The following is a 25,159-nucleotide window of genomic DNA, read 5'->3' on the forward strand; positions in this document are numbered from 1 at the left end:
CTAGCTAGATGTCAAAGTTCAGGCGCTAGATTGATGGATTTGAAAGCAAGCTTAGGTCAACTAAAACAGGTAAAACCAGCCAACTTCAAAGGGATAGGCACACCTATCTTGGTACTTGCGGCGCTGGCGATGATCGTCTTGCCCATGCCGGCCTTTCTGCTGGATATCCTGTTCTCCTTTAATATCGCCCTGGCGCTGGTCGTTCTGCTGGTCGCCATCTATACCGACCGCCCCTTGGACTTTGCCGCTTTCCCAACGGTTCTGCTTGTTGCCACCCTGCTGCGTTTGGCGCTTAACGTCGCCTCGACCCGTATCGTATTGCTCGAGGGTCATAACGGCGGTGACGCCGCGGGTAAGGTGATCGAGGCCTTCGGCTCAGTGGTGATCGGTGGTAACTATGCCGTGGGTCTGGTGGTGTTTCTTATCCTGATCATCATTAACTTCGCCGTGGTGACCAAGGGGGCAGGACGTATATCTGAGGTGAGTGCCCGCTTTACCCTGGATGCCATGCCTGGTAAGCAGATGGCTATCGACGCCGACCTTAACGCCGGAGTCCTCAATCAAGATCAGGCGCGTATTCGCCGCGCCGAAGTGACCAAGGAAGCCGACTTCTACGGCGCGATGGACGGTGCCTCTAAGTTTGTAAAAGGGGATGCCATCGCGGGCATCATGATTCTAGTGATCAACATCCTGGGTGGTTTCGTCATAGGTATGGCGCAGCACGGCCTGGACTTCTCCTCTGCGGTCGAGATCTACACCCTACTGACCATAGGTGATGGCTTGGTGGCGCAGATCCCTGGCCTCTTGCTCTCCATTGCGGCGGCCTTGATGGTGACTCGCCAAAACGAATCTGGCGACATGGGTCAGATGGTGATGAGTCAGATGTTCGACAATCCCAAATCACTGGCCATCGCCGCCGGCGTGCTGCTGATCATGGGAATCGTGCCCGGCATGCCTCATTTTGCCTTCTTAACCTTCGGCATCATTACCGCGGCGGGCGCCTATTTTCTGCATCGCAAGAAAGATCTCGATAGGCAGCGTGCCCTGGAGATCGCCAAGACCTCGCCGGCAACCCCGGGTGATGCCAAGCCCAAAGAGCTTAGCTGGGATGATGTGCAGCAGGTCGATACCATTGGCCTGGAGGTGGGCTATCGCCTGATCCCTCTGGTGGACAAGGGCCAGGGTGGTGAGCTGCTCGGCCGCATCAAGGGCGTGCGTAAGAAGCTGTCTCAGGAGCTGGGCTTCCTGGTACCCGCGGTGCATATTCGCGATAACTTAGACCTTGCGCCAAACACCTATCGTATCTCGCTGATGGGAGTAGCCTCCGGTGAAGCGGATATTCGTCACGATTGTGAACTGGCCATCAACCCCGGCCAGGTCTACGGTAAGCTGGATGGCGTCGAGACCACAGATCCCGCCTTCGGACTCGAGGCGGTATGGATAGCACCAGAGCTAAGAGAACACGCTCAGACCTTAGGCTATACGGTCGTTGATGCCGCTACGGTAGTGGCCACTCACCTGAGTCAGCTATTGACCAACAACGCCTCTAAGTTGCTGGGTTACGAAGAGGTGCAGCAGCTGATGGATATGCTGGCCAAGCATTCGCCTAAGCTGGTTAGCGGCTTCATTCCCGATGTATTGCCGCTGGGCACAGTGGTCAAGGTGATGCAGAACCTGCTTAATGAAGGCGTCTCCATTCGCGATCTTAAGACAATCGTTCAGACGCTGCTCGAGTACGGGCCTAAGAGTAACGATACCGAGGTGCTCACCGCCGCCGTACGTATTGCGCTTAAACGCATGATTGTACAAGAAATAAGCGGTCCAGAGCCGGAAATTCCTGTCATTACTTTGGCGCCGGAATTGGAACAGATGTTGCATCAGTCTATGCAGGCAACGGGAGGCGAGGGGCCGAATATCGAACCTAGCCTTGCCGAGAGGATGCAAAAGTCGTTACTCGACGCATCCCAGCGTCAGGAGATGGTGGGTCAGCCAGCCATCCTACTGACTTCGGGTATGTTACGTTCGACGCTGTCGCGTTTTGTTAAACATACGATTCCAAATCTAAGGGTGATCTCTTACCAAGAGGTACCCGATGAGAAACAAATTCGCATCGTATCGGCGGTCGGCCAGTAGAGGGTATTTAAGTGAAAATTAAACGTTTTTTGGCAAAAGATATGCGCTCTGCATTGGCCCAGGTAAAAGAGACGCTAGGCTCGGATGCGGTGATCATGTCCAATAAAAAAGTCACCGGTGGCATAGAAATTGTGGCCGCGGTCGACTACGACGAGCCTAAGCCAAGCGTGGCCAAATCAAGCGATGCCGCGCCCCTGTCACCCAGCTTTCTCGATCTGGCCGAAGAGAAGGTGTCTATTGGTCGTCAGCCCATCAAGGCAGAGTCAAAAAAACAGCCATCACCCGTGGCCGATTCGCTGCAAGCGCTGCTCGAGCGTCAACAAAATCGCGTCAGTCAGCAACTAAGCCAATCGAATGAAGCACTCGAGATGCCCGCCTGGGCACAAGGATTGAAGGCGCCAAAAGAGGAGGTCCCTGCAATCAGTCAGCAGGAGAGCCCTGTCCTCAATCGTCCCAAGCGTGAAAAGAGCGGTGCGGCCAGCAGCGAGATTGAATCCATGCGTGAGGAGCTGGCCTCCCTGCGCAACCTGCTGACCCATCAGGTGACCTCACTGCTGACCGAGCAGAAGAGCCGCCTGGATCCTGTGGGTGCCATGTTAGAGAGCCGTCTTCTGGAAGCCGAATTTAGTCCTGAGGTTGCCGCTAAGTTGTCGGCCTTGAGCGAACACTATGTACCGGCGGATCTGGTGAAGGCGCTTCCGCGTAGCCTGGCGAACATGCTCGACAACCAGGGGGACGATATCGTTCGTCAGGGCGGAGTGGTTGCCTTTGTCGGTCCGACCGGTGTCGGCAAGACGACGAGTGTCGCAAAATTAGCCGCTCGATTCGCCGCGCAACATGGTTCAGATCAAGTTGCATTAATTACAACCGATCATTATCGCATTGGAGCCTATGAGCAGCTGGCAACCTATGGCAAAATAATGGGGTGTCCGGTCAAGCAAGCTCATGATCTCAATGAGTTGGAACAAATTCTTTATCAGTTCCGCAATCGCAAGCTAGTATTGATAGATACGGCGGGCATGGGACAAAGAGATGTGAGATTGTTCCAGCAACTTGATAATTTAACTGCAAATAGCAGATTACCTATTCGCAGTTATCTGGTACTGTCATCTACAAGTCAAAGAAGAGTGCTTGAAGATGCCGTCGCGCAGTTTACTCGGATTCCATTATCCGGTGCGATTTTGACCAAATTAGATGAATCGGTGGCCTTGGCGCCGGCATTGAGTGTGTTGATTCAAAGTGGATTACCCTTGAGTTATGTCACCGATGGCCAGCGAGTGCCAGAAGATATGCAAGTGGCCGACACCTTAGCCTTAGCCAACAAGGCCCTGTCGGTACTCGAAAAGAAAGTGCAACCAATACAGAATAACGAAAGGTCATATGAACAGGCCTACGCATTTGAGTAATATAATGAGTCGGGATCAAGCAAGCGGTTTACGTATGATGAATCAACCATATAACGAAAAAGTAAAAGTAATTGCCGTAACCGGTGGTAAAGGTGGCGTAGGTAAAACCAGCGTATCGATCAATACCGCCGTCTCCCTGGCCGAGAAGGGCAAGCGAGTGCTTGTGCTCGATGCCGACTTGGGTCTAGCCAACGTCGATGTCATGTTGGGCCTAAGGGCTGAGCGCAATCTGTCCCACGTATTATCCGGTGAGGCCGACCTTGACGAGATCATCGTTCGTGGTCCAAAGGGTATAGGCATTATTCCAGCCACTTCCGGTACCCAGGCCATGGTGGAGCTGACACCTGCGCAGCATGCCGGCCTAATCCGCGCCTTCAGTGAGATGAAGACCCAGTTTGATATCTTGGTCGTGGATACCGCTGCCGGTATCTCGGACATGGTGCTCAGTTTCTCTCGCGCCTCGCAAGATGTCTTGGTGGTGGTCTGTGATGAGCCGACCTCTATTACCGATGCCTATGCTTTAATTAAGATTCTGAGCCGCGAGCACGGCGTATTCAGATTTAAGATTGTGGCCAACATGGTCAGAAGTTTGCGAGAAGGGATGGAGTTGTTTGCTAAACTTAGCAAGGTAACCGACCGTTTTCTCGATGTGGCCTTGGAGCTGGTTGCGACTATCCCATTCGATGAAAACCTTCGTAAGTCAGTTCGTAAACAAAAGTTGATCGTCGAGGCGTTTCCTAAGTCGCCGGCGTCGATTGCTTATCATGGTTTGGCTAATAAGATCATTAGCTGGCCAGTGCCACAACAGCCGGGCGGCCACCTAGAGTTCTTTGTGGAACGTTTGGTACAACGTCCAGAATATCAAGAGGATCGTACGAGTGAGTAAAGCCGCTGCGTATACTTGTTTAGATAACAAAGCTTCTATTGTCGAACAGTATGCACCGTTGGTTAAAAGGATTGCTCACCATTTACTTGCTCGTCTGCCCGCCTCGGTGCAATTGGATGATCTGTTACAAGCAGGTATGATGGGCCTGCTCGAAGCCTCGGCCAAGTTCGACGGCAGCAAGGGGGCTAAGTTTGAAACCTTTGCCGGAATACGCATTCGTGGCTCTATGCTCGACGAGATCCGCCGTGGCGACTGGGTACCCAGGTCGGTTCACCGCAATCAACGCCGCATAGCACAGGTGATTGACGAGCTAGAACAAGAACTTGGACGTGACGCAAAAGACAATGAAATTGCGGATCGACTTGATATGCCGCTCGATGAGTACCATCATATTCTTAATGATGTTTCAGTCGGGAAAGTAGTTGGAATTGAAGATCTTGGCGTATCGGTCGATGTAGTAAGACAGGAAGATGATCACCAGGACGACGCATTTGAATCTCTGGCAGAGACACAGTTTCATGAGGCCCTCGTGGAAGCGATTAAATTACTGCCAGAAAGAGATGGATTAGTTTTGTCGTTATATTATGACGAAGCATTAAATTTAAAAGAGATCGGTGCCGTACTTGATGTCAGCGAATCCCGAGTAAGCCAGATACACAGCCAGGCGATGCTCAGACTCAAAGCGAAACTCAAGCATTGGACCAAAATATAACGATTACATGAGCAATATAAAAACAGCTCCGCGGAGGAAACCTTGGACAAGAATATGAAGATTCTCGTTGTTGACGATTTCTCAACAATGAGACGCATCATCAAGAACTTGTTGAGAGACTTGGGTTTTAATAACACTCAGGAAGCAGATGACGGTTCGACAGCCTTGCCTATGTTGCAAAAAGGCGATTTTGATTTTGTCGTGACCGATTGGAATATGCCTGGGATGCAGGGGATCGACCTATTAAAGGCTATCCGTGCCGATGACAACCTGAAACACATTCCTGTGTTGATGGTGACTGCGGAAGCGAAAAGGGAACAGATCATCGCAGCGGCCCAGGCCGGCGTGAATGGCTATGTGGTGAAACCTTTTACTGCGGCGACATTGAAAGAGAAGTTAGACAAAATTTTCGAACGACTCGGTTAATCAAGGTTGAGCTATGCAGGCAGAAACTTCAGGGCTGATCAATTTAGCACAGGCCAAGCAACTCGTTGATCTACTCGAGGCTGGCCAACAAGAGCAGGCCGATGAGCTAATTCGCGACATCGCCAGCCCGATTCAGAAAGAGCTGTTTGACGAGGTGGGTCGCCTTACCCGTCAGCTTCACAGTGCGATAGTGGATTTTCAGGTGGACGGTCGCCTCGTGGAGCTGGCCAATAGCGAAATTCCCGATGCCAAAGAGCGCCTCAATTATGTCATCGACATGACGGAGCAGGCGGCAAACAAGACCATGGACGCCGTCGAAGAATCTCTGCCGCTTGCAGATGCGCTAACCGCAAACGTACAGGCCGTAAAGCCTTCCTGGGATCGTCTGATGAGACGCGATATTCAGCTGCACGAATTTAAGGCGCTATGCCATGACGTTCAGCAATTTATCGAGCGCAGCGAGTCCGATTCCAATCGTTTGAAAGAGTTACTCAATAACATATTGCTGGCCCAGGACTTCCAAGATCTGACCGGGCAGATGATCCGCCGGGTGATCGAGCTGGTACGAGAGGTGGAGAGTAACCTGGTCTCCATGTTGACCGTATTTGGCGAGCAGCCTGCAACGGATAAACCCCAAGCATCAGAGAAGTGCGTCGAAGCTGAAGGTCCTATTATGAACGCTGATCAGCGTGATGATGTCGTGACAGGGCAAGATGAAGTCGATGACTTGCTGTCGAGTCTAGGTTTCTAAGTAGGAGTCATATGAATGTCCTTTGATGTTGATGAAGAGATACTGCAGGACTTTTTGATTGAAGCGGGTGAGATCCTTGAGCTTCTCTCTGAACAGCTGGTGGCGTTAGAGAATAACCCCGACGACACCGAACTACTCAATGCCATCTTCCGTGGATTCCACACAGTTAAAGGTGGCGCAGGCTTCTTGAGTCTGACGCCCATGGTGGATGTCTGTCATGAAGCGGAAAATACCTTCGACCTGCTACGCACAGGGAAACGCAGTGTCTCCGCCGAACTGATGGATATCATCCTGCAGGCCGTCGACACCATCAATTCTATGTTTGCCGAGACCCAGGCGGGTGTCGAGCAAAGCCCTGCCGATGATGCCCTGTTGGCTAACCTTAAATTATTGAGCTCTGGTGGCTTATTACCGTCGGAAATGGGCGGCGCTGGCGAGACGCTTGCCTCTGAACAGCCGGATGAAGCGCCTGTTGATGACGGTATCGAGCTGTTTGATACCCCGCTCGATGACAATGTCGAGTTGTTTGACGAGCCGGTAAGCAATGATCCCGTGACCTCCATTGTCGGTGAAGGCGATATCGATGAGATAGATGAGTCTGAATTCGAAGCCCTGCTCGATGCGCTTCACGGCAGTGGAAAAGGGCCTTCTGGTGCCAGCGCTGCGGCTAGCGCACCGGTTCAGGCCAGCGACAGTGACGACATCACCGACGATGAGTTCGAGTCACTCCTCGATGAACTTCACGGTTCGGGTAAATTCCAGGCGCCCTCTGCACCAATTGCCAAGGTGCCAGAGCCTAGCTCGCCGCCGGTGGATGCCGATGAGATCACCGACGATGAATTCGAGAAGCTGCTCGATGAGCTGCATGGCGCCGGTGCCGGTCCTGGCAGCGAGACCAGCAAGCCTGCGACTCCGGCGGCCCCTAAGGCGCCAGAGGTCTCCGCACCTAAAATGGCAGCTCCTGCGCAATCGAGTGTTAAGCCACAGCCCGTGGAGGCGCCTGCGCCTAAACCTGTGGTGAAGGAGAAGGCTGCGGCCAAGGCGCCAGCCACTAACATGCCGCAGGCGGAAACCACAGTACGTGTCGATACCGCGCGTCTCGATCAGATCATGAACATGGTCGGTGAGCTGGTACTGGTGCGTAATCGTCTGCTTAGCCTGGGGATCTCCCGCGATGACGAGGATATGTCTAAGGCCCTCGCCAACCTAGATCTGGTGACCGCCGATCTCCAGGGCGCAGTGATGAAGACCCGCATGCAGCCAATCAAGAAGGTGTTTGGCCGCTTCCCTCGCGTGGTGCGGGATCTGGCGCGCAGCCTGAATAAAGAGATCGATCTTCGCATGATAGGTGAAGATACGGATCTGGATAAGAACCTGGTTGAAGCCCTTGCGGATCCCTTGGTTCACCTGGTGCGTAACTCGGTCGATCATGGTATCGAGATGCCTGACGAGCGTGAAGCTAATGGCAAGTCGCGTACCGGGACTATTACCCTTTCTGCTAGTCAGGAAGGCGACCATATCCTGCTCAAGATTGAAGACGATGGTGCGGGGATGGATCCCGATAAGCTCAAGCAGATCGCCATCACGCGTGGCGTGCTTGATGAAGATGCTGCTGCGCGCATGTCTGATGAAGAGGCCTATAACCTGATCTTCGCCCCGGGCTTCTCTACTAAGGTGGAGATCTCTGATATCTCAGGTCGTGGCGTTGGCATGGACGTGGTGAAGACGCGCATTACTCAGTTAAACGGTACCGTGCATATCGATTCCCTGAAAGGTAAGGGGACTTGCCTGGAGATCAAGGTGCCGCTCACCCTGGCGATTATGCCGACCCTGATGGTGGAAGTTGCACAGCAGGTGTTTGCCCTGCCGCTGTCCAGTGTCAGCGAGATCTTCCATCTGGATCTGACCAAGACCAATATTGTCGATGGCCAGTTAACCGTGATAGTGCGAGAAAAAGCCGTACCGCTCTTCTATCTGGAGCATTGGCTGAGCCGCAAGGCCGCGAGCTTCAAGCATGGCGATAAGCAGCATGGTCACGTGGTGATCGTACAACTCGGCACCATGCAGATAGGTTTCGTGGTTGACTCCTTGATTGGTCAGGAAGAAGTGGTGATCAAGCCGCTGGGCACCCTGCTACATGGTACCCCGGGCATGGCTGGCGCCACGATTACCTCAGATGGTGGCATCGCATTGATATTAGATGTACCCGGCTTATTGAAACATTACGCCAAGAATAAGAAATAGCAGTTAGTGGTACAGCGAGCTAGCGGATAGGCGTGATGCCCAAGGCGTCACGCCTTGTTTCGGCAAGGATCCTGCTGTTGATAGGAATTTGAATGGCCATAAAAGTATTAGTTGTCGATGATTCAAGCTTTTTTCGTCGTCGAGTCAGTGAGATTGTTACCAAGGATGCGGATTTAGAGGTCATAGGCACGGCTTCCAATGGCGCCGAAGCGGTTAAGCTGGCGCAGCAGTTAAAGCCACAGGTGATCACCATGGATATCGAGATGCCTGTGATGGATGGTATCAGTGCCGTGCGTGAGATCATGGCGAAGTGTCCCACACCCATTTTGATGTTCTCATCTCTCACCCATGACGGTGCCAAGGCGACGCTGGATGCCTTGGAGGCCGGTGCATTAGATTTTCTTCCTAAACGATTTGAAGATATCGCCACCAATAAAGATGAGGCGATCTCTTTATTGCAGCAGCGTATCAAGGCATTGGGTCGCCGCCGGGTGTTTCGACCTATACTGCCTCGAAGTGTATCGCCAAAGCCTGCCACCACGACAGGGACGGCACCGTCTAGAGAGAGTGTGCAGCCACAACGTCCGGCTTCACGCCCGAGTGCGCCGCTTCCCAGAGCCAGTGGTAAGAAATATAAGCTGCTGCTGATCGGTACCTCGACCGGTGGCCCGGTTGCGCTGCAACGTATCTTGACTAAGCTACCGGCCAACTATCCTCATCCCATCTTGTTGATCCAGCATATGCCGGCGGCCTTTACTCCAGCTTTCGCGGCTCGCTTAAATGGCCTGTGCGCCATCGAAGTGAAAGAGGCGCAGAATGGCGATCAACTCAGGGCAGGCTGCGCTTATTTGGCGCCCGGCGGCATGCAGATGATGCTTGAACGCGGCGGCAGCTATGGTCGCATCAAGATAGTAGCGGGCAGTGCCGACATGAATTATAAGCCCTGTGTCGACATTACTTTTGCCTCGGCCTCTAAGTTGAGTGGTGGCGAGACACTGGCCGTGGTATTGACCGGCATGGGCGCCGACGGTCGCGAAGGGGCGCGGATGCTTAAGAGCGTAGGTGCAACCATCTGGGCCCAGGATGAAGCCAGCTGTGTGGTTTACGGTATGCCGCAGGCGGTAACCGCCGCCGGGATCTCGAGTCAGTCGATAGCGCTTGATGATATGGCCGAGGCCATCATACGCGAGAGTGGACGTGGCTAGGCAGCGCCAGGGCGTCAGCACCACTGTGCTGTTGCTGTTTTTTCTCTTGTTGGTCAGCTGTCTAGTCACTGGATCACTCTATCTCGACTTGCGGCATAAGAATGGGCTGCTCGAAGATAAGATAGCTCAGCTCGAGAAGACCCAGGTACTCTTGATGGTGCCCGACGAGCAGGCCGAGGCCTTGGCCGATTGGATGGAGAATAATCCTGAATTTACTCAATCTATCATCAAGCAGGCGGAACCTGGCAGCCAGGTGAGGGTGGAGATTGGCCCAGAGGTTCCCGAGTCTATTGCCAGACGTGAGGCGAAAAGCATACCGCTTGATGGCCAGGACGAGTTAACGCCTCTATTACCTGTGGAAGTGCCATCTCAGTCCGAGCAAAAGGTGGCAAGCGCCACAGATAAGGCGCAACAGAGTGGTCAAGGGTCATCTCAAGCGGTTAAGCTGTCAGAAGATAAAGATGGTGTTAAAGTAATAAGCCTGCCCCATGGCGGCATTCGAGTCACGACTCGCGAAGATAATTAAAACAATAGCCTGATGGCGATACGCGCGGCGATTTAAGGGGTTTTACTTGAAGATCTGGACCATAGCAAATCAAAAAGGGGGCGTGGGCAAGACGACCACAGTGGCGAGCCTGGCAGGCGCCATGGCTAAGCGGGGCAAGCGAGTCTTGATGATAGACACTGACCCCCATGCGTCCCTGGGCTACTATCTGGGGATAGATTCCGAAGAGGTGCCCGCCTCACTCTATGATCTGTTTTTGAAGCACAAGAGTCTGACGCAAGAGCAGGTGCTTGCCCATATTGTGCCTACCAAGGTTGAAGGTATCGATTTGCTGCCCGCCACCATGGCCCTGGCGACGCTGGATCGCTCACTCGGCCATCAGGAAGGGATGGGTTTGATCCTTAAGCGCCTGCTTAGCTTAGTCAATGAGCATTATGACGTCGCCCTCATCGATTGCCCGCCGGTATTGGGGGTGCTGATGGTCAATGCGCTTGCCGCCAGCGAACATATTATCATTCCGGTACAGACAGAGTTTTTGGCAATCAAGGGGCTAGACCGTATGGTCAAAACCATGACACTCATGGGACGCTCTAAGAATACCGACTACAGTTACACCATTATCCCGACCATGTATGACAGACGCACCAAGGCGTCGCCAGCCGCGTTACAGCAGCTGGGGGAGGAGTACGGTGACGTGCTTTGGCCTGATGTTATCCCGGTCGACACCAAGTTTCGTGATGCCAGCCTGGCACACCTGCCGGCCTCGCATTATGCCAGCCATTCTCGCGGCGTAAAGGCCTATGACAGATTGCTGGATCATCTGCTGACCAAGGAGTTTGCTCATGTCAAACTCGGCTGACGATGCGGTTTTCGATTATTTTTCGCTGCTGCTCTCGGAACCTGAGCGAGAGGAACCTGAGCAAGAGGAGCTTCAGAAAGAGAGTGCTTCGTCAGATGAGCATGAAGATAAGCGCGGTAAAGTGACGGCTAATCAAGATGGGCTAGCGACTCGCCAAGCTCCCGCAATGCAGCGCCAGACTCAGAATCAGACCCAGGTTCAGGCTCAGCAAGCGCTGTCGCGCCCAGTGATAACCCAGGCCGCGCCGCCACTGAATAAGCTCGCGCTCGAGCAACTGCTGGCGCCGGTAACCGAGATAGAAACAGAAACCGAGGCAGTAACTGAGACTGAGACAAAGCAGGAGCTCAAAACGCTCGAGCAGGTTAAGTCGGCCATTGTTGAGGCCAAGCCTGCGCAGGTTGAAACTGCCACTCAGGCGAAACCTTTGTCGCAAGTTAAGGAAAAAATAGAAGAAAAATTAGAAACTTCGGCTAGTATTAAGCAAGAGGAAGCCGTTGCCGAAAAGGTCGAACTGGCAGCCTCGGTGCAGACTCAAACCGGGGCTACACCGCCCGGGGTGACTGAGCAGTTGATTGAGCAGCTCGACGAAGAGTTTCAGGTGCTGTTTTTCAAGGTGGCAGGGCTTACATTGGCCGTGCCCCTGGTAAGCCTAGGCGGTATCGTTAAGGTGGAGCGAATTAACCATATTATGGGACGACCAGACTGGTATCTGGGCGTTCAAACTCATAGGGACTCGCAGCTCAATGTTGTCGATTCCGGTGCCTGGGTGATGCCGGAAAAATACGACGAGAAGCTGGCGCAATCTGTTGATTACCAATATATTGTACTCTTAGAGAACAGTAATTGGGGCTTGGCCTGTGAGTCTCTGGTGAATTCCGTCAAAATTTTAAAGTCAGAAGTTAATTGGCGTAGCAAAGCGGGTAAACGCCCCTGGCTGGCTGGCGTCGTAAAAGAACAGATGTGCGGCATCTTACATGTGCAGGCACTGATTGAATTATTAAATTTGGGTTTAGGTAGTCAGGACTCTATTGGCTGAGGTTGATATGGCAGATGCAAAAAACGTCGCGGCAGTTGCTGCAGGTAAAGATGATGAAGTGTTGCAGTGGGTAACCTTCCGTTTAGACAATGAAACCTATGGTATCAATGTCATGCAGGTGCAAGAGGTGTTGCGTTACACCGAGATCGCGCCTGTGCCGGGGGCTCCTCATTATGTGTTGGGGATCATTAACCTTCGTGGCAATGTGGTGACAGTGATCGATACCCGTTCGCGTTTTGGTCTGCCTTCTGCCGAGGTGGATGATTCTACCCGTATCGTGATCATCGAAGCGGAGAAGCAAGTGATCGGTATTCTGGTCGACAGCGTCGCCGAGGTGGTCTATCTGCGTGGCTCGGAGATAGATAACGCGCCGAACGTGGGCACAGAAGAGAGCGCCAAGTTTATTCAAGGGGTGAGTAATCGCGATAATGAATTGCTCATTCTGGTGGATCTCGATAAGTTACTCTCAGATGAAGAGTGGATGGAACTGGCTCAGCTTTAAACCCTTAGCCATTGACGATAAAAAGCCGTCGCCTCGTTCGATGGCTTTTTTCGTGGTGGAAAAGAGTTAGATGAGTGTAGGCGTAAAGAATAATGGAGTCGGCATTTATGATAGGCGATGAGATCTTAATCGCGGCGTTACTGTATGTGGTTGCCTGTCTTGGTTTGGTGCTGTATCAGCAGAAAATGACCAACAAACTCAGAGCCAAGATAGACGCCCTGACCTTGCTGGTTAAAGAGAACGATCGACAGCGCGAGGCAGTAAAGCAGGAGCTGCAGGAACTGAGATCCGGCACCATAGGGGTTGGTCGACGCATGCTTGAGCTCGAAAAGCGTGTGACCAAGCAGGAGGCCCGCATCGATGAGACGGTCGCGGATGAACCTCAGGCCAGGCTCTATACCCGAGCGATGAAGATGGTCGAACTCGGCGCCGATATCGACGAGCTGGTGAAGGAGTGTGAGCTGCCTAAAGCCGAGGCTGAGCTTTTGCTACGTCTACATGGTAAACGTTAAGTCTCTTTTTTAAGCTAATTGTTTGGTCCTTACACCTCTTGCATGATCCTCTTATGCATATTGTCCCAGCGCTCAGGAAACTTACCGTCAAGCATATAGACGAAGGCGATGAGTTCTGCGATGAGCAGATATAGCTCTTTGGGGATCTCTTCACCTATCTCCAGTTTTTGCAGAAAGTTACTCAAGTTGGCATCTTGATGTATGTAGATGCCAGCCTCCTTGGCGATGGCAATGATCTCCTCGGCAACTAAGTCTTCCCCCTTGGCGGTGATCTGCGGCGCCGATTTACCGTCGTAGCGCAGGGCGGCCGCCTGAGTGGGCCTGTGTGGGTTATTGTATGAGTTACTGTTTGAGTTATTGCCTGAATTTCCGTGTAACTTGTCTTCTAAATCGTCTGTTGAGCTCATCATTAGGCCTTTATTTTTACCAAATAGTGCTCACCCGGAAGTAAGGAGGCGGGCACCTGTGAGACTTGAGTGCGGATCTTGTTTGGGGTTATACCTATGGCCTGAATCTTCTGTTCGAGTCCCATGAGTCGTTGTTCGATACGGTCGAGCAGGCTCTGATCTTCAGAGGTAAAACCCAGGTTCAGTCGACCATCCTTCACGTCAGCATTGATCAAAAGTCCCGCCTGACTGAGGTTAAACTTAAGCTGTAGCCGCCAATGGGGGGAGCTGTTTTTCTCTTGCTCGTCCTGGCTGAAATGCCCCTCAAGCTCTTCGTGTCTGTGCTCAATCATGTAGGGTAGGGTAAAGTACCAATTTGTCGATTGTGGCGGGTCGCTGCTCACCTGCTGATAGAGGGAAAGATTCGATATTAACTTGCCCAGCGACTCTAGGCCGCCACTCTTTTCGAGCAAACCCAGTAGCTGACTGCCCGAGGCGAGCTGTTGCAGCCCTTGGAGCTGGCTAGATGCTTTGCCGCTCGTTTGCATTTTTACCTGTCTGCCAAGGAGTAGCTGAAACAGCACGCCTATGGTGCCGGCGTGACTCGTGATACTGCCGAGGCTAGCGACAGGCGCTGGGGGGGCAGCGATGCCGGCGAGGCTATCGATAAGCTCTTGTCTCAATGAGCTAGGACTCGCTAACTCGCTAAGGGGTCTGGGAAAGGCTAGTGGCAGAAGTTGCTGTACTAACTGCAGCAAGTTTCGCCCCTGAGCAATGGCTTTTTGTGTCTGTAGGGCTTTATCTGCAATCTGACCGAGTGCGAGGTTGAGGCCTCTATGTCCTGCCTCTCTATGCCCTACATCACTGGATTGGAGTCCATTCGGGGGTAAGCCCCTTGGGGATGACTGCGTTTGGCCTATATCTCTTGCTGCTGGCGAAGTGCCTGTAGCCGAAATTTGCCCCGCTTGTTTCTCTAGTGCCGTCAGCTTAGCCAGTGCGGCGGGGCTGAGCTGTTGTAACTGAGCCGCAGTCTTCGCCATTCCCTGTTCGAGGGGCGTCGCCTCGAGCCTAATTCCCGTTAGCCTGTTATCTGTTAGCCTGAAATCTGCGAGCCTGATATTTGAGAGCATGGCGCTGACGTTTTGATAGAGTCGGCTCTGGGCTATTTCTTTCAACAGCGCCCCTTGGAGATTTTTCGACTCACTGGCCTGCAAGGCATTATCTGGCGTTGGCGTTGAGATGAGTGCTTTACCGAGCTGAGAGCCGAAAATCGCCGCTGTCTTATCGGGTGCCTTGTCAGGCGATTGCGCGCTGGGAAGCGGTATCTGAACCATAAGGTCTCTAGGCAAAGCAGCGTTTGCCGATGTCTTGCCTGGCATGAGAATCGATGAGGAATCAACCGGACGATTTAGTGTGGTGAGCTCTCTGATGATCCCTTTTAACGATTCAGGCGTTAAGGGGGTCTTTGCCAAGGTATTTATTAATTGATGGTAAGCACTGGCTAACTCGGGTTTGCTGATAAGCGCTTGGGATGACGGTGGTGATAGATAGAGTGCGGGTGAATTGGCATTGCTCATCAGCGCATCTTTACCTGTGGGGGTCAGTTGTAGATTGACCTCTGCTAATTTTGGGGTGAGCGTTAGGGTCAATCGTCCATTTTCTATGGCAATTTTTGCTAGGTATTGGCCATCGGCAATGGAGGGACTTGGCAATCTCACAAGCTGCGATTCATTAAAAAACAGCTGATTTGCCGTTATTTTTACCTCCCCGAGGGGATAGCCCTGGGGACGACTGGCGAAGTTGGTGAGCTGTTCCAGACTTATCTGGTTGGCATTGATATAGGCAACCAGCCCCTTGGGTAAGGGGAGGGAAGTTGGCTGCCCCTGAGCCTGCACGCTGGCATTCATCATAGAAGTTGAATTAGCGGCGGCGCTTAATTGGGTCAATACTGTAAGACGGATGGCATCTCGTTTTAGGTTTTGCTGATCTTTAGCGTCAAGGTAGGTGATGGCCAGCTCGCGATGGTTGAACTTGAGCTTATCGCCCTGAGGAGTCGATACAATCTCCACCGGAATATTTTTAGCCTGAGCGCTCTTGTCTGTTTGGGCGAGAGCATCACTGCCAGAAAGAGCTGGGGCGGGCATGTCGATACGGGAATTACTCAAATGTGAACCTCAAATTGATGCGCCATGAATGTCTTATTACAAAATTCAATTTGACCTATCGCTTTTGCTGAGTATCCTTAGCGATCTGAAAAGGAAAACCAAACTGTGTAGTCTAGTATTAACACTTTATCGTCAACAATAGCTGGTGACTTTAGCCGTGTTCAATACTAATTAGGAAACTAATTTATATGAAGTGTAAATGGATTGCGTTGAGTCTGCTATTGGTTGGTGCCCAGGTGATGGCACAGACAGACACAAGCGATGAGAGTGCAACGGATAGCTCAGCCGCAGAAGTGACCATTATCTATAATGATGAGCGTGATCCTCTGGAAGGTTTTAACCGCGCCATGTGGGATTTCAACTATCAGTTTCTCGATAAGTATTTCTATCGCCCTGTGGCCCACGGTTACAACGACATCTTGCCTCGTCCGGTAAAGACGGGGGTTAACAATTTCGTGCTTAACTTCGAAGAACCCAGCTCCATGGTGAACAACGCCCTGCAGGGAAAGTGGGGCTGGGCAGCCAATGCCGGTGGGCGATTTACCATAAATACCACTATAGGTTTGCTTGGGGTTATCGATGTTGCCGACATGATGGGCCTGGCGCGAAAACAGGATCAGTTTAACGAGGTGCTCGGTTACTACGGCGTGCCTAACGGTCCTTATTTCATGGCGCCTTTCTTAGGCCCCTATGTCACCCGTGAAATCGCCTCAGATTGGGTGGACGGGCTTTATTTTCCGCTATCCGAGCTCACCATGTGGCAATCCTTGGCAAAGTGGGGGCTGAAAAACCTCCATAGGCGTGCATCGGCAATTGACCAAGAAAGACTTGTCGATAATGCACTTGACCCCTACACTTTTGTTAAGGAAGCGTATTTTCAGCATCTTGACTATAAAGTGTATGATGGCGACATACCCGTGTCGACTGATGATGACGAATTGCTCGACGAATACATGACAGAGCTTGATTAACATCAGTGTCCCGCATAACCCATTGTTTCATAATAGGCGAAGGAATCAGCGATAAGATGTTGCTTATCTAGGCGTATATGGATGTACTAGATTTTGCGGCTTAGCCAGAGTGCGAGCCTGGGGAAGCTTAATGGCGTTAGAAGATCTAGTGATTTTATTAGTGGAAGATGACCCGGTATTTCGCAGCATTGTGGCCGCCTTCCTGACTAATCGTGGTGCGACCGTTATCGAAGCCGATGACGGTCAGCAGGGATTAGAAAGATTTAGTCAGCATGATTTCGATATCGTACTGGCCGACCTCAGCATGCCTATTCTGGGTGGGCTGGATATGCTCAAGCAGATGATCAAACGTAAGCCTGATACCCTCTCAATCGTGATCTCCGGCAATCAGGTAATGGCCGATGTGGTCGAGGCGCTTAGAGTCGGCGCCAATGATTATCTGGTTAAACCGGTTAATGATCTCTGCCTTATCGAGAATGCGATTCGTCAGTGTGTTGGCGGCTCGAGTCAGCAAGATGTGCAGCTGGAGGATCTCGACGAGTTGTCATACCAAGAGCTAGAAGAGCACCTTAGCCTGCTCGAGCAAAACGCCGAGGCCGCCAAGAGCGTGCAGCAACAGCTATTCCCCCCTTCTGTGATCGACTACCCCAAGGCAAAGATTGACTATAGCCTGTTTAAACATGATGAGGTTAGCGCCTACTTTATCGATAGTGTGAATGTGGGAGAGCGTTACCTCATCATGTATATGGCGCATTTTCAGCCTCAAGACAATCGCTGCGCATTTGCCAGCGTGCTGCTAAAGAGTTTCGTCAATCAGAAGCTTAAGCGTTTTCGTAATGACAATACCGAAACCGTTATCGAACCGTTCAATATGCTGAGTTACCTTAATGAGCGGATGAGCAAGTCGGGCTTGGATATCTATGTTGATATCGTCTATGCGGTCGTTGAATTGACCCATTATCGGGCTTCTATTGCGCAGGCAGGTAAGGGCTTAAGGTGTTATATCCGCAACGAAGAAGGGTTAATGCCGCTGGCAATGCCTGACGCGCTGCAATTGGGGATTTTAGAGTGGGGCCAGCCCAGCACTCAGTTTAGAAATTTAATGCCGGGAGAGAGCCTGTGTGTGGTTTCAAGCAGCGCCGAACATAGGGAGATGTTACTCAATGATGAGTTTGTTGGTTTGAGTTACAGCCCCAAGGTAGCCCCTGGCGGCTATGTGCAGATGAGCTTTTAATTTTCTCTTAAGAATCGTTTCATTTTTACTTAATCCTAGACATAAAAAACGCCACTTAATGTGGCGTTTTTTATGATACTAACTTGCTAGTGATAAGCCATTAGCATTCTTTTCAGGTGATAAACCATTAGCGCTTGATTGCTTCATGCTCTGCAGTAATAGCAATCTCTTCCTCTAAGGCTTCTTCTTCTGTGTGGTGGCTATCTTCGGCGCCATGCATCCAGTCAACCAGTTTATCCGCCATGAAGTAGAGGATAACGCCTGACAGAGCAGCGGTGATAGCGATGCCTGCGAAGATAGACATAGCGTTGGCTAGCTGCTCTTCTTTCTCGCCACCATGGCCGATGAATGAACCGATAATACCGCCAATCTTGTTTGCTGCGGCAACAAACAGGAACCATGCACCCATCATGAGTGATGCGATACGCAGTGGAGCCAGCTTGGTGACCATAGACAGGCCGATTGGAGAGAGACAAAGTTCACCCATGGTGTGGAAGAAATAAGCACCTACTAACCACCACATGCTTGACTTAGCGTTAGCGTCACCGCCCATCTCGAGTACCGCACCGATCATGAACAGGAAGCCTGTTGCAAGCAGCACCAGACCTAAGGCGAATTTCACCGGAGAGTTTGGCTCTCTGTCACCCAGTCGGACCCAGATAGAGGCAACTACAGGGGCGAAGATAACGATGAACATGGCGTTCAGTGATTGGAACCAAGTAGTTGGGACTTCCCAACTGCCAATCATACGGTCGGTGAAGTCGTTGGTGAACAGGTTCATCAGGCCGCCGGCTTGCTCGAAACCAGCCCAGAAGATGATGGTAAACAGGCCCATGATCATGATCACCTTGATGCGATCGCGCTCAACTTTGGTTAGTGGCTCTTTACGGACTTCACCTTTTTCGGCTGCTCTTTGCTTTTCAAGTTGAGCAGCTGGAGTGCGGCCAATATCGCCAAGAAGCTTTTGTGCGAACAGGAATTGGATGATCAGTGAGATGACCATACCTATACCGGCACAGATGAAGCCTGCCTGGAAGTTGCCATCGAAGTAAGCGACGACCGAACCAACAATAATGCCTGAAAGGAAGGCACCAACGTTAATACCCATATAGAAGATGGTGAAGGCACCGTCACGGCGATGATCGCCTTCTTCGTACAGGTCACCTACCATGGTAGAGATGTTTGGCTTGAACAGACCGTTACCTAAGATGAGGACACCTAGGCCGACATAGAAGACTTCTGTTTCCATGCCTTGTACCCATGCATGAGGGGTACCCAGAATAAATTGACCTGCGGCCATTAGGGCGCCACCTATGATGATGGCTTTACGTTGACCTAAGAAGGTATCGGCGAGCCAACCACCGATGAGGGGCGTTAGGTAAACAAGACCTGTGAATGTACCGTAAAGATTTAGGGCGTCGGCCTGGGTCCAACCTAGACCATGACCACCTTGTGATTGGACTGCGTCGACGAGATATAGTACCAGGATGGCTCGCATCGCATAGTAACTGAAACGTTCCCATAACTCAGTTGTAAACAACAGGAACAGTCCCTTAGGATGGCCGAGCATCGTACCTTGGGGTTTTGCTGCACTCATGTAAGTCTTCCACCTTCAGCTTGTGATTGCCTACATAACAAAAACTATGTAGAAAAATGGTTGTTGCTAATATAGCTCGCTTGTTGAATAGAGGCGCTTGATTAGTCTAACTCAATGAAAATGTTGACCAATCGTCCTTGCCGCGTTCTAAGTTTGTTGCGAGAATTTATTATATTTTAATATTTAGGGTATTAAATTTTATCAAACCCACCTTATATACCCTTTTCATCGCCTAAAAGTCAATTTACCTGGGCTAACTGACCAACAAATCATCACTGGTTGGAGGGGCTTAGGGATGACTGATTGCGCCTCTTCGCGATGATCCAAAGATTTAACTGATGATGACGCAGTGGGTAGGTGAAATAGAGGAAAAACGCTCTTTTCTTTGCCCTAGAGTATTTGCTATGATTTCGGCCGTGAATTGGATGTCACCTGAATTATCTCGTTATCTTTGCATTGCGCGTTATTCTAAGCGTCTTGCAAACACAGTAGTTGTGATAGTAAGGCCGCATTGGTGTCAGCCATAGCGGTGATTAAGTGTTAGCTAACGATAAAAATAGGTTCTTAAGGAAATTATGAAGTCTTGGTATCTTGTGTATTGCAAACCTCGCGGCGAAACGCGCGCGCAGCAAAATCTTGCATTGCAACAGATAGAGACTTACCTGCCCACTCTCCCACAACAGATCACCAAGGCCGGCAAGACCAGTGTTAAGCGTCTGCCGCTGTTTCCCTGTTACCTGTTTATCTATTTCGACCCGCTTGAGATTAGCGTTAGTAAGATACATTCGACGCGAGGCGTGTCTCGAATCATAGGTTGTCGTGAGGAGATGACGGCGATAAACGATGCCATAGTGCACTCTATCAAGATGCGTGAGGCTAAGATGCTAAATGCTCTGCAGCTACCAAGTGACACTATGCAAGCGAATAACGGTGAGCAGGCTTTGGTTGTCGGTGACAAGGTGAAGTTCGTCGATGGACCATTTAAGGAACTTGAAGGGATCTTTGAAGAGGAGAGCGGCGATAAGCGTTGTCACATCTTGTTTGAGATCATGGGGCAGCAAAAGAGGGTGTCTGTCTCGAGGGCCAGTATCAAGGGTATTTGAGAAAGGTAGCCGATTGGGTAGCTTCTGATTGGTCAAATAGCTCTTTGAAGCAAAAGCTAGACGTTTATAAGGGATAAGAAGTAGGTCGTTGGCGCTAATCTTTGTAAGAGATCTGCTATAACGCGCGATTTGTTGTTAGATTAATCTTCCCGTTTTGTTGGCATTTTGGTTATTCGGTAACAGATTTTGGTCGTTGAAGGACTGTATTGAGTGATTTTAAGCTGATTGTACTTACCGCATTCGATTGTATTAAACGATTGACGAGTATATGAGCAGTAATTGTCATTTTGTTCCAGTACAATGAATCGCTTTTCTTCAAGATAGCGCAAAAGTACTTTGTTTAATGTGTCATTTTGTAGGGCATCTTAACCAAAGTATTTTAGTAAAGAGTGATTTAAAAGTTAGATTTCGCGTGGCGAAGGGCATGTTGGGAGCCGTAACCTATGGGCGGTAGCGTGCCCGCGGGGCATCGAATGAACACTAAGCATTTTGAGATAGTATTCGTTAAGCGATTGCCGAAGATGATTGTCAGGAACAAGCATTAACAGCTTTAGCTGGCCCAAAGAGTGAAGTATAGGATGTACTGAGTCAGATCGCCGCCACGCGGTCCTGTATCGTGTCCGAATGCCAGTAAATGTCTTAGATTTTATCTGCTTAAGCCGGAACGTTTTATTTAGACCTTGCCTTTATCAATGGAGATTATCGGTGTTACAACGAACCAAAAAAGTCATTATAACAGCGGTTGCCGCACTGTTTTTGGTGGGGACCCAGGTGCAGGCGATCACGCCTTCGCCGCAAATGATAGAGCAGTTTAAAAATCTGCCAGCTTCCGAGCAGCAAAGACTTGCACGTCAGTATGGAATCGATCCTGCGATGCTCGGTGGCGCGAGTGCCTCACAGCAAAACCTCGATAGTCCGCAGGTTGTCCAGCCTCGTGCAACTAATGAAGTGGTTGATCATTCCCACGATGCGGCTAATGAGCTTAATTTCTCACAGGATGAACAGAAGAAGCAGCTAGCACGATTTGGCTACGAGCTTTTTCAAGGAGAGCCGACTACCTTTGCTCCCGTCTCCGACGTACCAGTTCCTGCAGAGTACTTGGTCGGTCCTGGTGACAGGGTTAAGGTGCAACTCTTTGGTAAAGAGAATAAAGAGTATGATTTAGTTATTAATCGAGAGGGAAGTGTTCAATTTCCCGAACTCGGTCCAATCTCGGTCGCTGGATTAAGTTTTGCCGAGCTTAGAGAGTCTCTGAGTCACCGTATTTCTCAGCAGATGATAGGGATTGAATCGAATATCACCATGGGTGAGCTGCGCTCTATTCGTATCTTTATCGCCGGTGATGCCTATAAGCCAGGTTCTTATACCGTCTCGAGTCTGTCTACTATCACCCAGGCGTTATTTGTCGCCGGTGGGGTGAACGAGATCGGTTCACTGCGTAACATTCAGGTCAAGCGTAATGGCAAGCTAGTCGGCAGCATGGATCTGTACGATCTTCTGATGCGAGGTGATGCGTCGGGAGACATACGTTTGCGTTCAGGTGATGTAGTATTTATTCCTCCTGTAGGTGGACTGGTTAGTATTACCGGTGAAGTGCGTCGCCCTGCTATCTACGAGCTAAAACGTAACGAGACAGTTGCCGATATCGTCGCTATGGCAGCAGGCGTAAAGCCTGGTGCTTATCCTAAGAGTAGTAGCATAGAGCGATATAATAGCAATGGCCTTCGCAGTATCGTGAATGTCGATTTAACGTCTGCAAAAGGTAAATCAACAAAGGCCCAGGCCGGTGATTTTATTCGCGTAAAAAGTGCATCTAGTCAGTTTGAGGATGCCATTACCGTAGTTGGTGCTGTTGTTCGACCAGGCAAATATCAATGGTTTGATGGCCAAAAAGTTAGCGATCTTCTGCCATCACTTTGGGGGGATCTTTCGATTTCAGCCGATCTCAATTATGCGATCATTGTGAGAGAGGTGAATCGTTATGGAAAGGTTAAGGTACTTCAATTTTCTCCTAGCCGCGCCATAGCAGAAAAAGATGTCACGCAAGATTTGTTATTAGCACCACGCGATAAGGTCATGCTGTTCAATTATAGCGATGATATTCAAAATCGTTACGAGCTTAATAAGTTGGTTAAACAGAGAGTTAAAAAGGTTACCTCACTTACCGGTGATAGCCTTGTGGGTAACGATCTGTTTAAGGCTGGCTTCTCTCAGCTCGATAAGATGCAACTTTCTGAGCGTACTCAAATCGGTGGTGTCGTTGTCGCTAAAGAAGCGCCTGATGATAAAGAGCAGCTCGTTAAGGGTGAAGTCAACAAGATGCTGGCTAACCTATTTGAGGATAAGGAACTAATAAAGCTCAGTGGGTCTATGAATCGCAGCGAGCTGCTTTATCCAGTTGTTGCACAGCTAGCTGCTCAGGGTAACTCAGATAAAGGCACGCAAGTTGTCGCCATCAGCGGTAAGGTACGTCATCCTGGTGTGTATCCCCTTTCGCAAGGGGCTAAGGTTAGAGACTTAGTCATAGCTGCAGGCGGATTGGTTGAAGGAGCTTATACAGCTCGAGCAGAATTAACGACTACAGTAATAGGTAGCGAAGACTCTAGTGTTAACCATTCAAGTGTTAATTTGGATGATGCATTGGCAGGTATTGATGAATCCAATGTGGCGCTAAGTTCCCGAGATATTCTGACGGTAATGACAACGCCTGACTGGCAGGAAAATAAGGCTGTTGAGATTCGTGGTGAGGTCAAGTTCCCCGGGATGTATAACATTCGTCGTGGTGAAACGCTTGCCGATGTTATAGATCGTGCAGGTGGTTTTACTCAGTATGCCTACCTACCGTCTTCTGTGTTTGTTCGTGAGTCGGTACGTCAGCAAGAGCAGCTTGAAATTAAGAAGCTTGCCGATCAACTACGCCGAGATATTGCTACTCGCGGCGTTTCCAAAGATGGCAATGTGGTGAATTACAGTGATGCACAGATGATGTTAACCGACCTTGAAAACATCAAGGCGGTAGGTCGTTTGGTTGTTGATTTGTCTGCCATATCGATTGGTATCGAACAGGCCGATATTCAGCTTGAAGATCAGGATATTCTTTATGTACCGTCGGTTAAGCAGACGATTGCGGTAATGGGTGAGGTACAGCATGCGGCCACGCATAGGTTTAAAGTAGGCTTAACGTTAGATCAGTATCTTGAGATGTCCGGTGGTGCCAGAGAGCGCGCGGATGAAGATAGAACATACATTATTAAGGCAAATGGTTCAGTGCTCCTGCCAAATCGCTCAATGTGGTTTAGCAGTAATACAGAGCTAAATCCTGGTGACACCATTATTGTACCGTTGGATACAGAGTATAAAGATAACCTTACACTCTGGACCCAGGTTACCGGCATTATTTATAACAGCGCTGTTGCATTGGCCACTATTGCCAAGTTATAGGCTTTAATATGAGCACTTTGATGAGCTTAGTTATCAAAGTGCTTTGTTTCTTTTTAGGATAATGAGACTCAGAGACACAAATTCTATGTCCACCGAGATAAAAAACTATAGCAATGCCCAATTTTCCGATATGCGCGCCCAGGTACGACAAGCTAATGATGAAATAGACCTTAGAGAACTGTTTTCGGTTATCTGGCAAGGTAAATGGCAAATTATTGCGATAACAGCCCTGTTTGCCATAGGCTCAGTTATTTTTGCCATTTTGCAACCTAATATCTATAAATCCGAGGCGCTTTTAGCTCCTGCGAGTGAGGAGCAAGGCGGCGGTTTAAGTGCGCTTGCTTCTCAGTTTGGTGGTTTAGCCAGTATGGCGGGCATTAACCTAGGTGGCGGTGGTGGAGTCGATAAGACTCAGATGGCTATCGAAGTGATGAAATCGCGTCAGTTTGCGAGTGATTTTATTCAAAAGCACAATCTGTTACCTGACTTAATGGCCGCAGAAAAATGGAGCATGGCAGATAACAGCATTGTATATGATAGCGAGTTATATGATGCAGCATCAAAAAAATGGGTAAGAGAATTTAAAGCCCCTTTTAAGCCAGAACCATCAATGCAGGAAGCTTTTAAAGAATTTAGCAAGATAGTTAGCGTCAGTTCAGCAAAGGATACGGGAATGGTAACTGTATCGGTAGAGCATCTGTCGCCTGCGATAGCTCAGCAATGGGTAAATTGGCTAGTAGAAGATATTAACAAGGTGATGAAAGAGCGTGATGTTGCAGAGGCAATTCGCAGCAGCGACTTTTTAAACAGGCAAATTGCACAAACTAATGTTGCTGACATTCGCTCTATTCTTTACAAGCTAATCGAAGAACAAGCTAAAACCATCATGTTTGCTGAAGTACGAGATGAATACGTATTTAAAACGATCGACCCTGCTTTAGTGCCTGAAGAAAAGGCTAAGCCAAAACGTGCACTAATATGCGTATTGGGTACCATGCTAGGTAGTATGTTAGCTGTAATGTTGGTTCTTATAAGACATTTTGTAAGAAAAGAAAGTTAGAGCAAAATTTTTATGGGCCTATGGG

At 50.1% G+C, this 25,159-nt stretch carries 21 protein-coding genes; 18 read left to right on the forward strand and 3 right to left on the reverse strand.

The features are described 5' to 3' along the window. Positions 1 to 33: 33 nt before the first annotated feature. The 13 genes from flhA (at position 34) to L1D43_RS04310 (ending at position 13,177) form a co-directional block, all read left to right on the forward strand. Positions 34 to 2,133: a flagellar biosynthesis protein FlhA gene (flhA, locus tag L1D43_RS04250; protein ID WP_041510646.1), complete on the forward strand. Its 2,100-nt coding sequence runs from the start codon at positions 34 to 36 to the stop codon at positions 2,131 to 2,133. A gap of 11 nt (positions 2,134 to 2,144) precedes the next feature. Then, complete coding sequence (gene flhF, locus L1D43_RS04255) at positions 2,145 to 3,539, forward strand: flagellar biosynthesis protein FlhF (protein ID WP_239850064.1); 1,395 nt, start codon at positions 2,145 to 2,147, stop codon at positions 3,537 to 3,539. A gap of 4 nt (positions 3,540 to 3,543) precedes the next feature. Then, entirely contained in the window at positions 3,544 to 4,425 is an 882-nt protein-coding gene (locus L1D43_RS04260; protein WP_041510648.1) for a MinD/ParA family protein, read from the forward strand. Then, complete coding sequence (locus L1D43_RS04265; RefSeq protein ID WP_041510649.1) at positions 4,418 to 5,137, forward strand: RNA polymerase sigma factor FliA; 720 nt, start codon at positions 4,418 to 4,420, stop codon at positions 5,135 to 5,137. Before L1D43_RS04260 ends, L1D43_RS04265 begins: the two co-directional genes overlap by 8 nt. A gap of 42 nt (positions 5,138 to 5,179) precedes the next feature. Further along, positions 5,180 to 5,563 (forward strand): chemotaxis response regulator CheY, encoded by a 384-nt coding sequence (gene cheY / locus L1D43_RS04270; RefSeq protein WP_011865185.1) that lies wholly within the window; start codon positions 5,180 to 5,182, stop codon positions 5,561 to 5,563. Between the two features lie 13 nt (positions 5,564 to 5,576). Beyond that, the gene (locus L1D43_RS04275; protein ID WP_239850065.1) at positions 5,577 to 6,314 is read left to right on the forward strand and encodes a protein phosphatase CheZ; all 738 of its coding nucleotides are present in this window, start codon (positions 5,577 to 5,579) and stop codon (positions 6,312 to 6,314) included. 15 nt (positions 6,315 to 6,329) lie between these two features. Further along, complete coding sequence (locus L1D43_RS04280; protein ID WP_239850066.1) at positions 6,330 to 8,558, forward strand: chemotaxis protein CheA; 2,229 nt, start codon at positions 6,330 to 6,332, stop codon at positions 8,556 to 8,558. 92 nt (positions 8,559 to 8,650) lie between these two features. Next, complete coding sequence (locus L1D43_RS04285) at positions 8,651 to 9,763, forward strand: chemotaxis response regulator protein-glutamate methylesterase (RefSeq protein WP_239850067.1); 1,113 nt, start codon at positions 8,651 to 8,653, stop codon at positions 9,761 to 9,763. Next, a complete protein-coding gene (locus L1D43_RS04290; protein WP_239850068.1) occupies positions 9,756 to 10,289 on the forward strand; it encodes a membrane anchored protein in chemotaxis locus in 534 nt (177 codons plus the stop codon). Before L1D43_RS04285 ends, L1D43_RS04290 begins: the two co-directional genes overlap by 8 nt. A gap of 46 nt (positions 10,290 to 10,335) precedes the next feature. Continuing rightward, positions 10,336 to 11,127, forward strand: a complete 792-nt coding sequence (locus L1D43_RS04295) for a ParA family protein (RefSeq protein WP_239850069.1) — start codon at positions 10,336 to 10,338, stop codon at positions 11,125 to 11,127. Continuing rightward, positions 11,111 to 12,163, forward strand: a complete 1,053-nt coding sequence (locus L1D43_RS04300) for a chemotaxis protein CheW (protein ID WP_239850070.1) — start codon at positions 11,111 to 11,113, stop codon at positions 12,161 to 12,163. Before L1D43_RS04295 ends, L1D43_RS04300 begins: the two co-directional genes overlap by 17 nt. 7 nt (positions 12,164 to 12,170) lie before the next feature. Next, positions 12,171 to 12,665, forward strand: a complete 495-nt coding sequence (locus L1D43_RS04305) for a chemotaxis protein CheW (RefSeq protein ID WP_011865192.1) — start codon at positions 12,171 to 12,173, stop codon at positions 12,663 to 12,665. Positions 12,666 to 12,775: 110 nt separating this feature from the next. Further along, positions 12,776 to 13,177 (forward strand): DUF2802 domain-containing protein, encoded by a 402-nt coding sequence (locus L1D43_RS04310; protein ID WP_239851040.1) that lies wholly within the window; start codon positions 12,776 to 12,778, stop codon positions 13,175 to 13,177. A gap of 29 nt (positions 13,178 to 13,206) precedes the next feature. Here the strand turns inward: L1D43_RS04310 and L1D43_RS19840 are convergent, their stop codons facing one another. Together L1D43_RS19840 and L1D43_RS04320 are read right to left on the reverse strand one after the other, a co-directional pair. After that, entirely contained in the window at positions 13,207 to 13,587 is a 381-nt protein-coding gene (locus L1D43_RS19840) for an EscU/YscU/HrcU family type III secretion system export apparatus switch protein (protein ID WP_275659045.1), read from the reverse strand. Continuing rightward, the gene (locus L1D43_RS04320) at positions 13,587 to 15,728 is read right to left on the reverse strand and encodes a hypothetical protein (protein ID WP_239850071.1); all 2,142 of its coding nucleotides are present in this window, start codon (positions 15,726 to 15,728) and stop codon (positions 13,587 to 13,589) included. The genes L1D43_RS19840 and L1D43_RS04320 overlap by 1 nt, the downstream gene beginning before the upstream one ends. 188 nt (positions 15,729 to 15,916) lie before the next feature. On the opposite strand from L1D43_RS04320, the gene L1D43_RS04325 reads away from it, so the two are divergent. Together L1D43_RS04325 and L1D43_RS04330 are read left to right on the forward strand one after the other, a co-directional pair. Then, on the forward strand, positions 15,917 to 16,699 hold the full coding sequence (locus L1D43_RS04325; RefSeq protein WP_239850072.1) for a VacJ family lipoprotein: 783 nt from the start codon (positions 15,917 to 15,919) through the stop codon (positions 16,697 to 16,699). 130 nt (positions 16,700 to 16,829) lie between these two features. Continuing rightward, the gene (locus tag L1D43_RS04330) at positions 16,830 to 17,933 is read left to right on the forward strand and encodes a response regulator (RefSeq protein WP_041510657.1); all 1,104 of its coding nucleotides are present in this window, start codon (positions 16,830 to 16,832) and stop codon (positions 17,931 to 17,933) included. A 127-nt stretch (positions 17,934 to 18,060) separates the two neighbouring features. Here the strand turns inward: L1D43_RS04330 and L1D43_RS04335 are convergent, their stop codons facing one another. After that, a complete protein-coding gene (locus L1D43_RS04335) occupies positions 18,061 to 19,530 on the reverse strand; it encodes a peptide MFS transporter (RefSeq protein ID WP_239850073.1) in 1,470 nt (489 codons plus the stop codon). Between the two features lie 575 nt (positions 19,531 to 20,105). On the opposite strand from L1D43_RS04335, the gene rfaH reads away from it, so the two are divergent. From rfaH to L1D43_RS04350, 3 genes are all read left to right on the forward strand, one after another. Then, positions 20,106 to 20,633 (forward strand): transcription/translation regulatory transformer protein RfaH, encoded by a 528-nt coding sequence (gene rfaH / locus L1D43_RS04340; protein WP_239850074.1) that lies wholly within the window; start codon positions 20,106 to 20,108, stop codon positions 20,631 to 20,633. 705 nt (positions 20,634 to 21,338) lie between these two features. Beyond that, positions 21,339 to 24,074, forward strand: coding sequence for an SLBB domain-containing protein (locus tag L1D43_RS04345; RefSeq protein WP_239850075.1), 2,736 nt, complete (start codon positions 21,339 to 21,341; stop codon positions 24,072 to 24,074). 85 nt (positions 24,075 to 24,159) lie between these two features. Further along, positions 24,160 to 25,134 carry a Wzz/FepE/Etk N-terminal domain-containing protein gene (locus L1D43_RS04350; RefSeq protein ID WP_239850076.1) on the forward strand — a complete coding sequence of 325 codons (975 nt, stop codon included), beginning with the start codon at positions 24,160 to 24,162 and terminating at the stop codon, positions 25,132 to 25,134. Positions 25,135 to 25,159 lie beyond the last annotated feature (25 nt).

The sequence above is a fragment of the Shewanella sp. Isolate8 genome (assembly GCF_022398495.1).
GTDB lineage: Bacteria > Pseudomonadota > Gammaproteobacteria > Enterobacterales > Shewanellaceae > Shewanella > Shewanella aquimarina.

What these genes read in the sequence shown, in the direction of transcription:
- flhA (WP_041510646.1), top strand. Translation starts at nt 34, where the DNA reads ATGGATTTGAAAGCAAGCTTAGGTCAACTAAAACAGGTAAAACCAGCC.
- L1D43_RS04280 (WP_239850066.1), top strand. Translation starts at nt 6,330, where the DNA reads ATGTCCTTTGATGTTGATGAAGAGATACTGCAGGACTTTTTGATTGAA.
- L1D43_RS04285 (WP_239850067.1), top strand. Translation starts at nt 8,651, where the DNA reads ATGGCCATAAAAGTATTAGTTGTCGATGATTCAAGCTTTTTTCGTCGT.
- L1D43_RS04335 (WP_239850073.1), bottom strand. Translation starts at nt 19,530, where the DNA reads ATGAGTGCAGCAAAACCCCAAGGTACGATGCTCGGCCATCCTAAGGGA.
- L1D43_RS04325 (WP_239850072.1), top strand. Translation starts at nt 15,917, where the DNA reads ATGAAGTGTAAATGGATTGCGTTGAGTCTGCTATTGGTTGGTGCCCAG.
- L1D43_RS04300 (WP_239850070.1), top strand. Translation starts at nt 11,111, where the DNA reads ATGTCAAACTCGGCTGACGATGCGGTTTTCGATTATTTTTCGCTGCTG.
- L1D43_RS04305 (WP_011865192.1), top strand. Translation starts at nt 12,171, where the DNA reads ATGGCAGATGCAAAAAACGTCGCGGCAGTTGCTGCAGGTAAAGATGAT.
- L1D43_RS04350 (WP_239850076.1), top strand. Translation starts at nt 24,160, where the DNA reads ATGTCCACCGAGATAAAAAACTATAGCAATGCCCAATTTTCCGATATG.
- L1D43_RS04260 (WP_041510648.1), top strand. Translation starts at nt 3,544, where the DNA reads ATGAGTCGGGATCAAGCAAGCGGTTTACGTATGATGAATCAACCATAT.
- L1D43_RS04275 (WP_239850065.1), top strand. Translation starts at nt 5,577, where the DNA reads ATGCAGGCAGAAACTTCAGGGCTGATCAATTTAGCACAGGCCAAGCAA.
- L1D43_RS19840 (WP_275659045.1), bottom strand. Translation starts at nt 13,587, where the DNA reads ATGATGAGCTCAACAGACGATTTAGAAGACAAGTTACACGGAAATTCA.
- L1D43_RS04330 (WP_041510657.1), top strand. Translation starts at nt 16,830, where the DNA reads ATGGCGTTAGAAGATCTAGTGATTTTATTAGTGGAAGATGACCCGGTA.
- rfaH (WP_239850074.1), top strand. Translation starts at nt 20,106, where the DNA reads ATGAAGTCTTGGTATCTTGTGTATTGCAAACCTCGCGGCGAAACGCGC.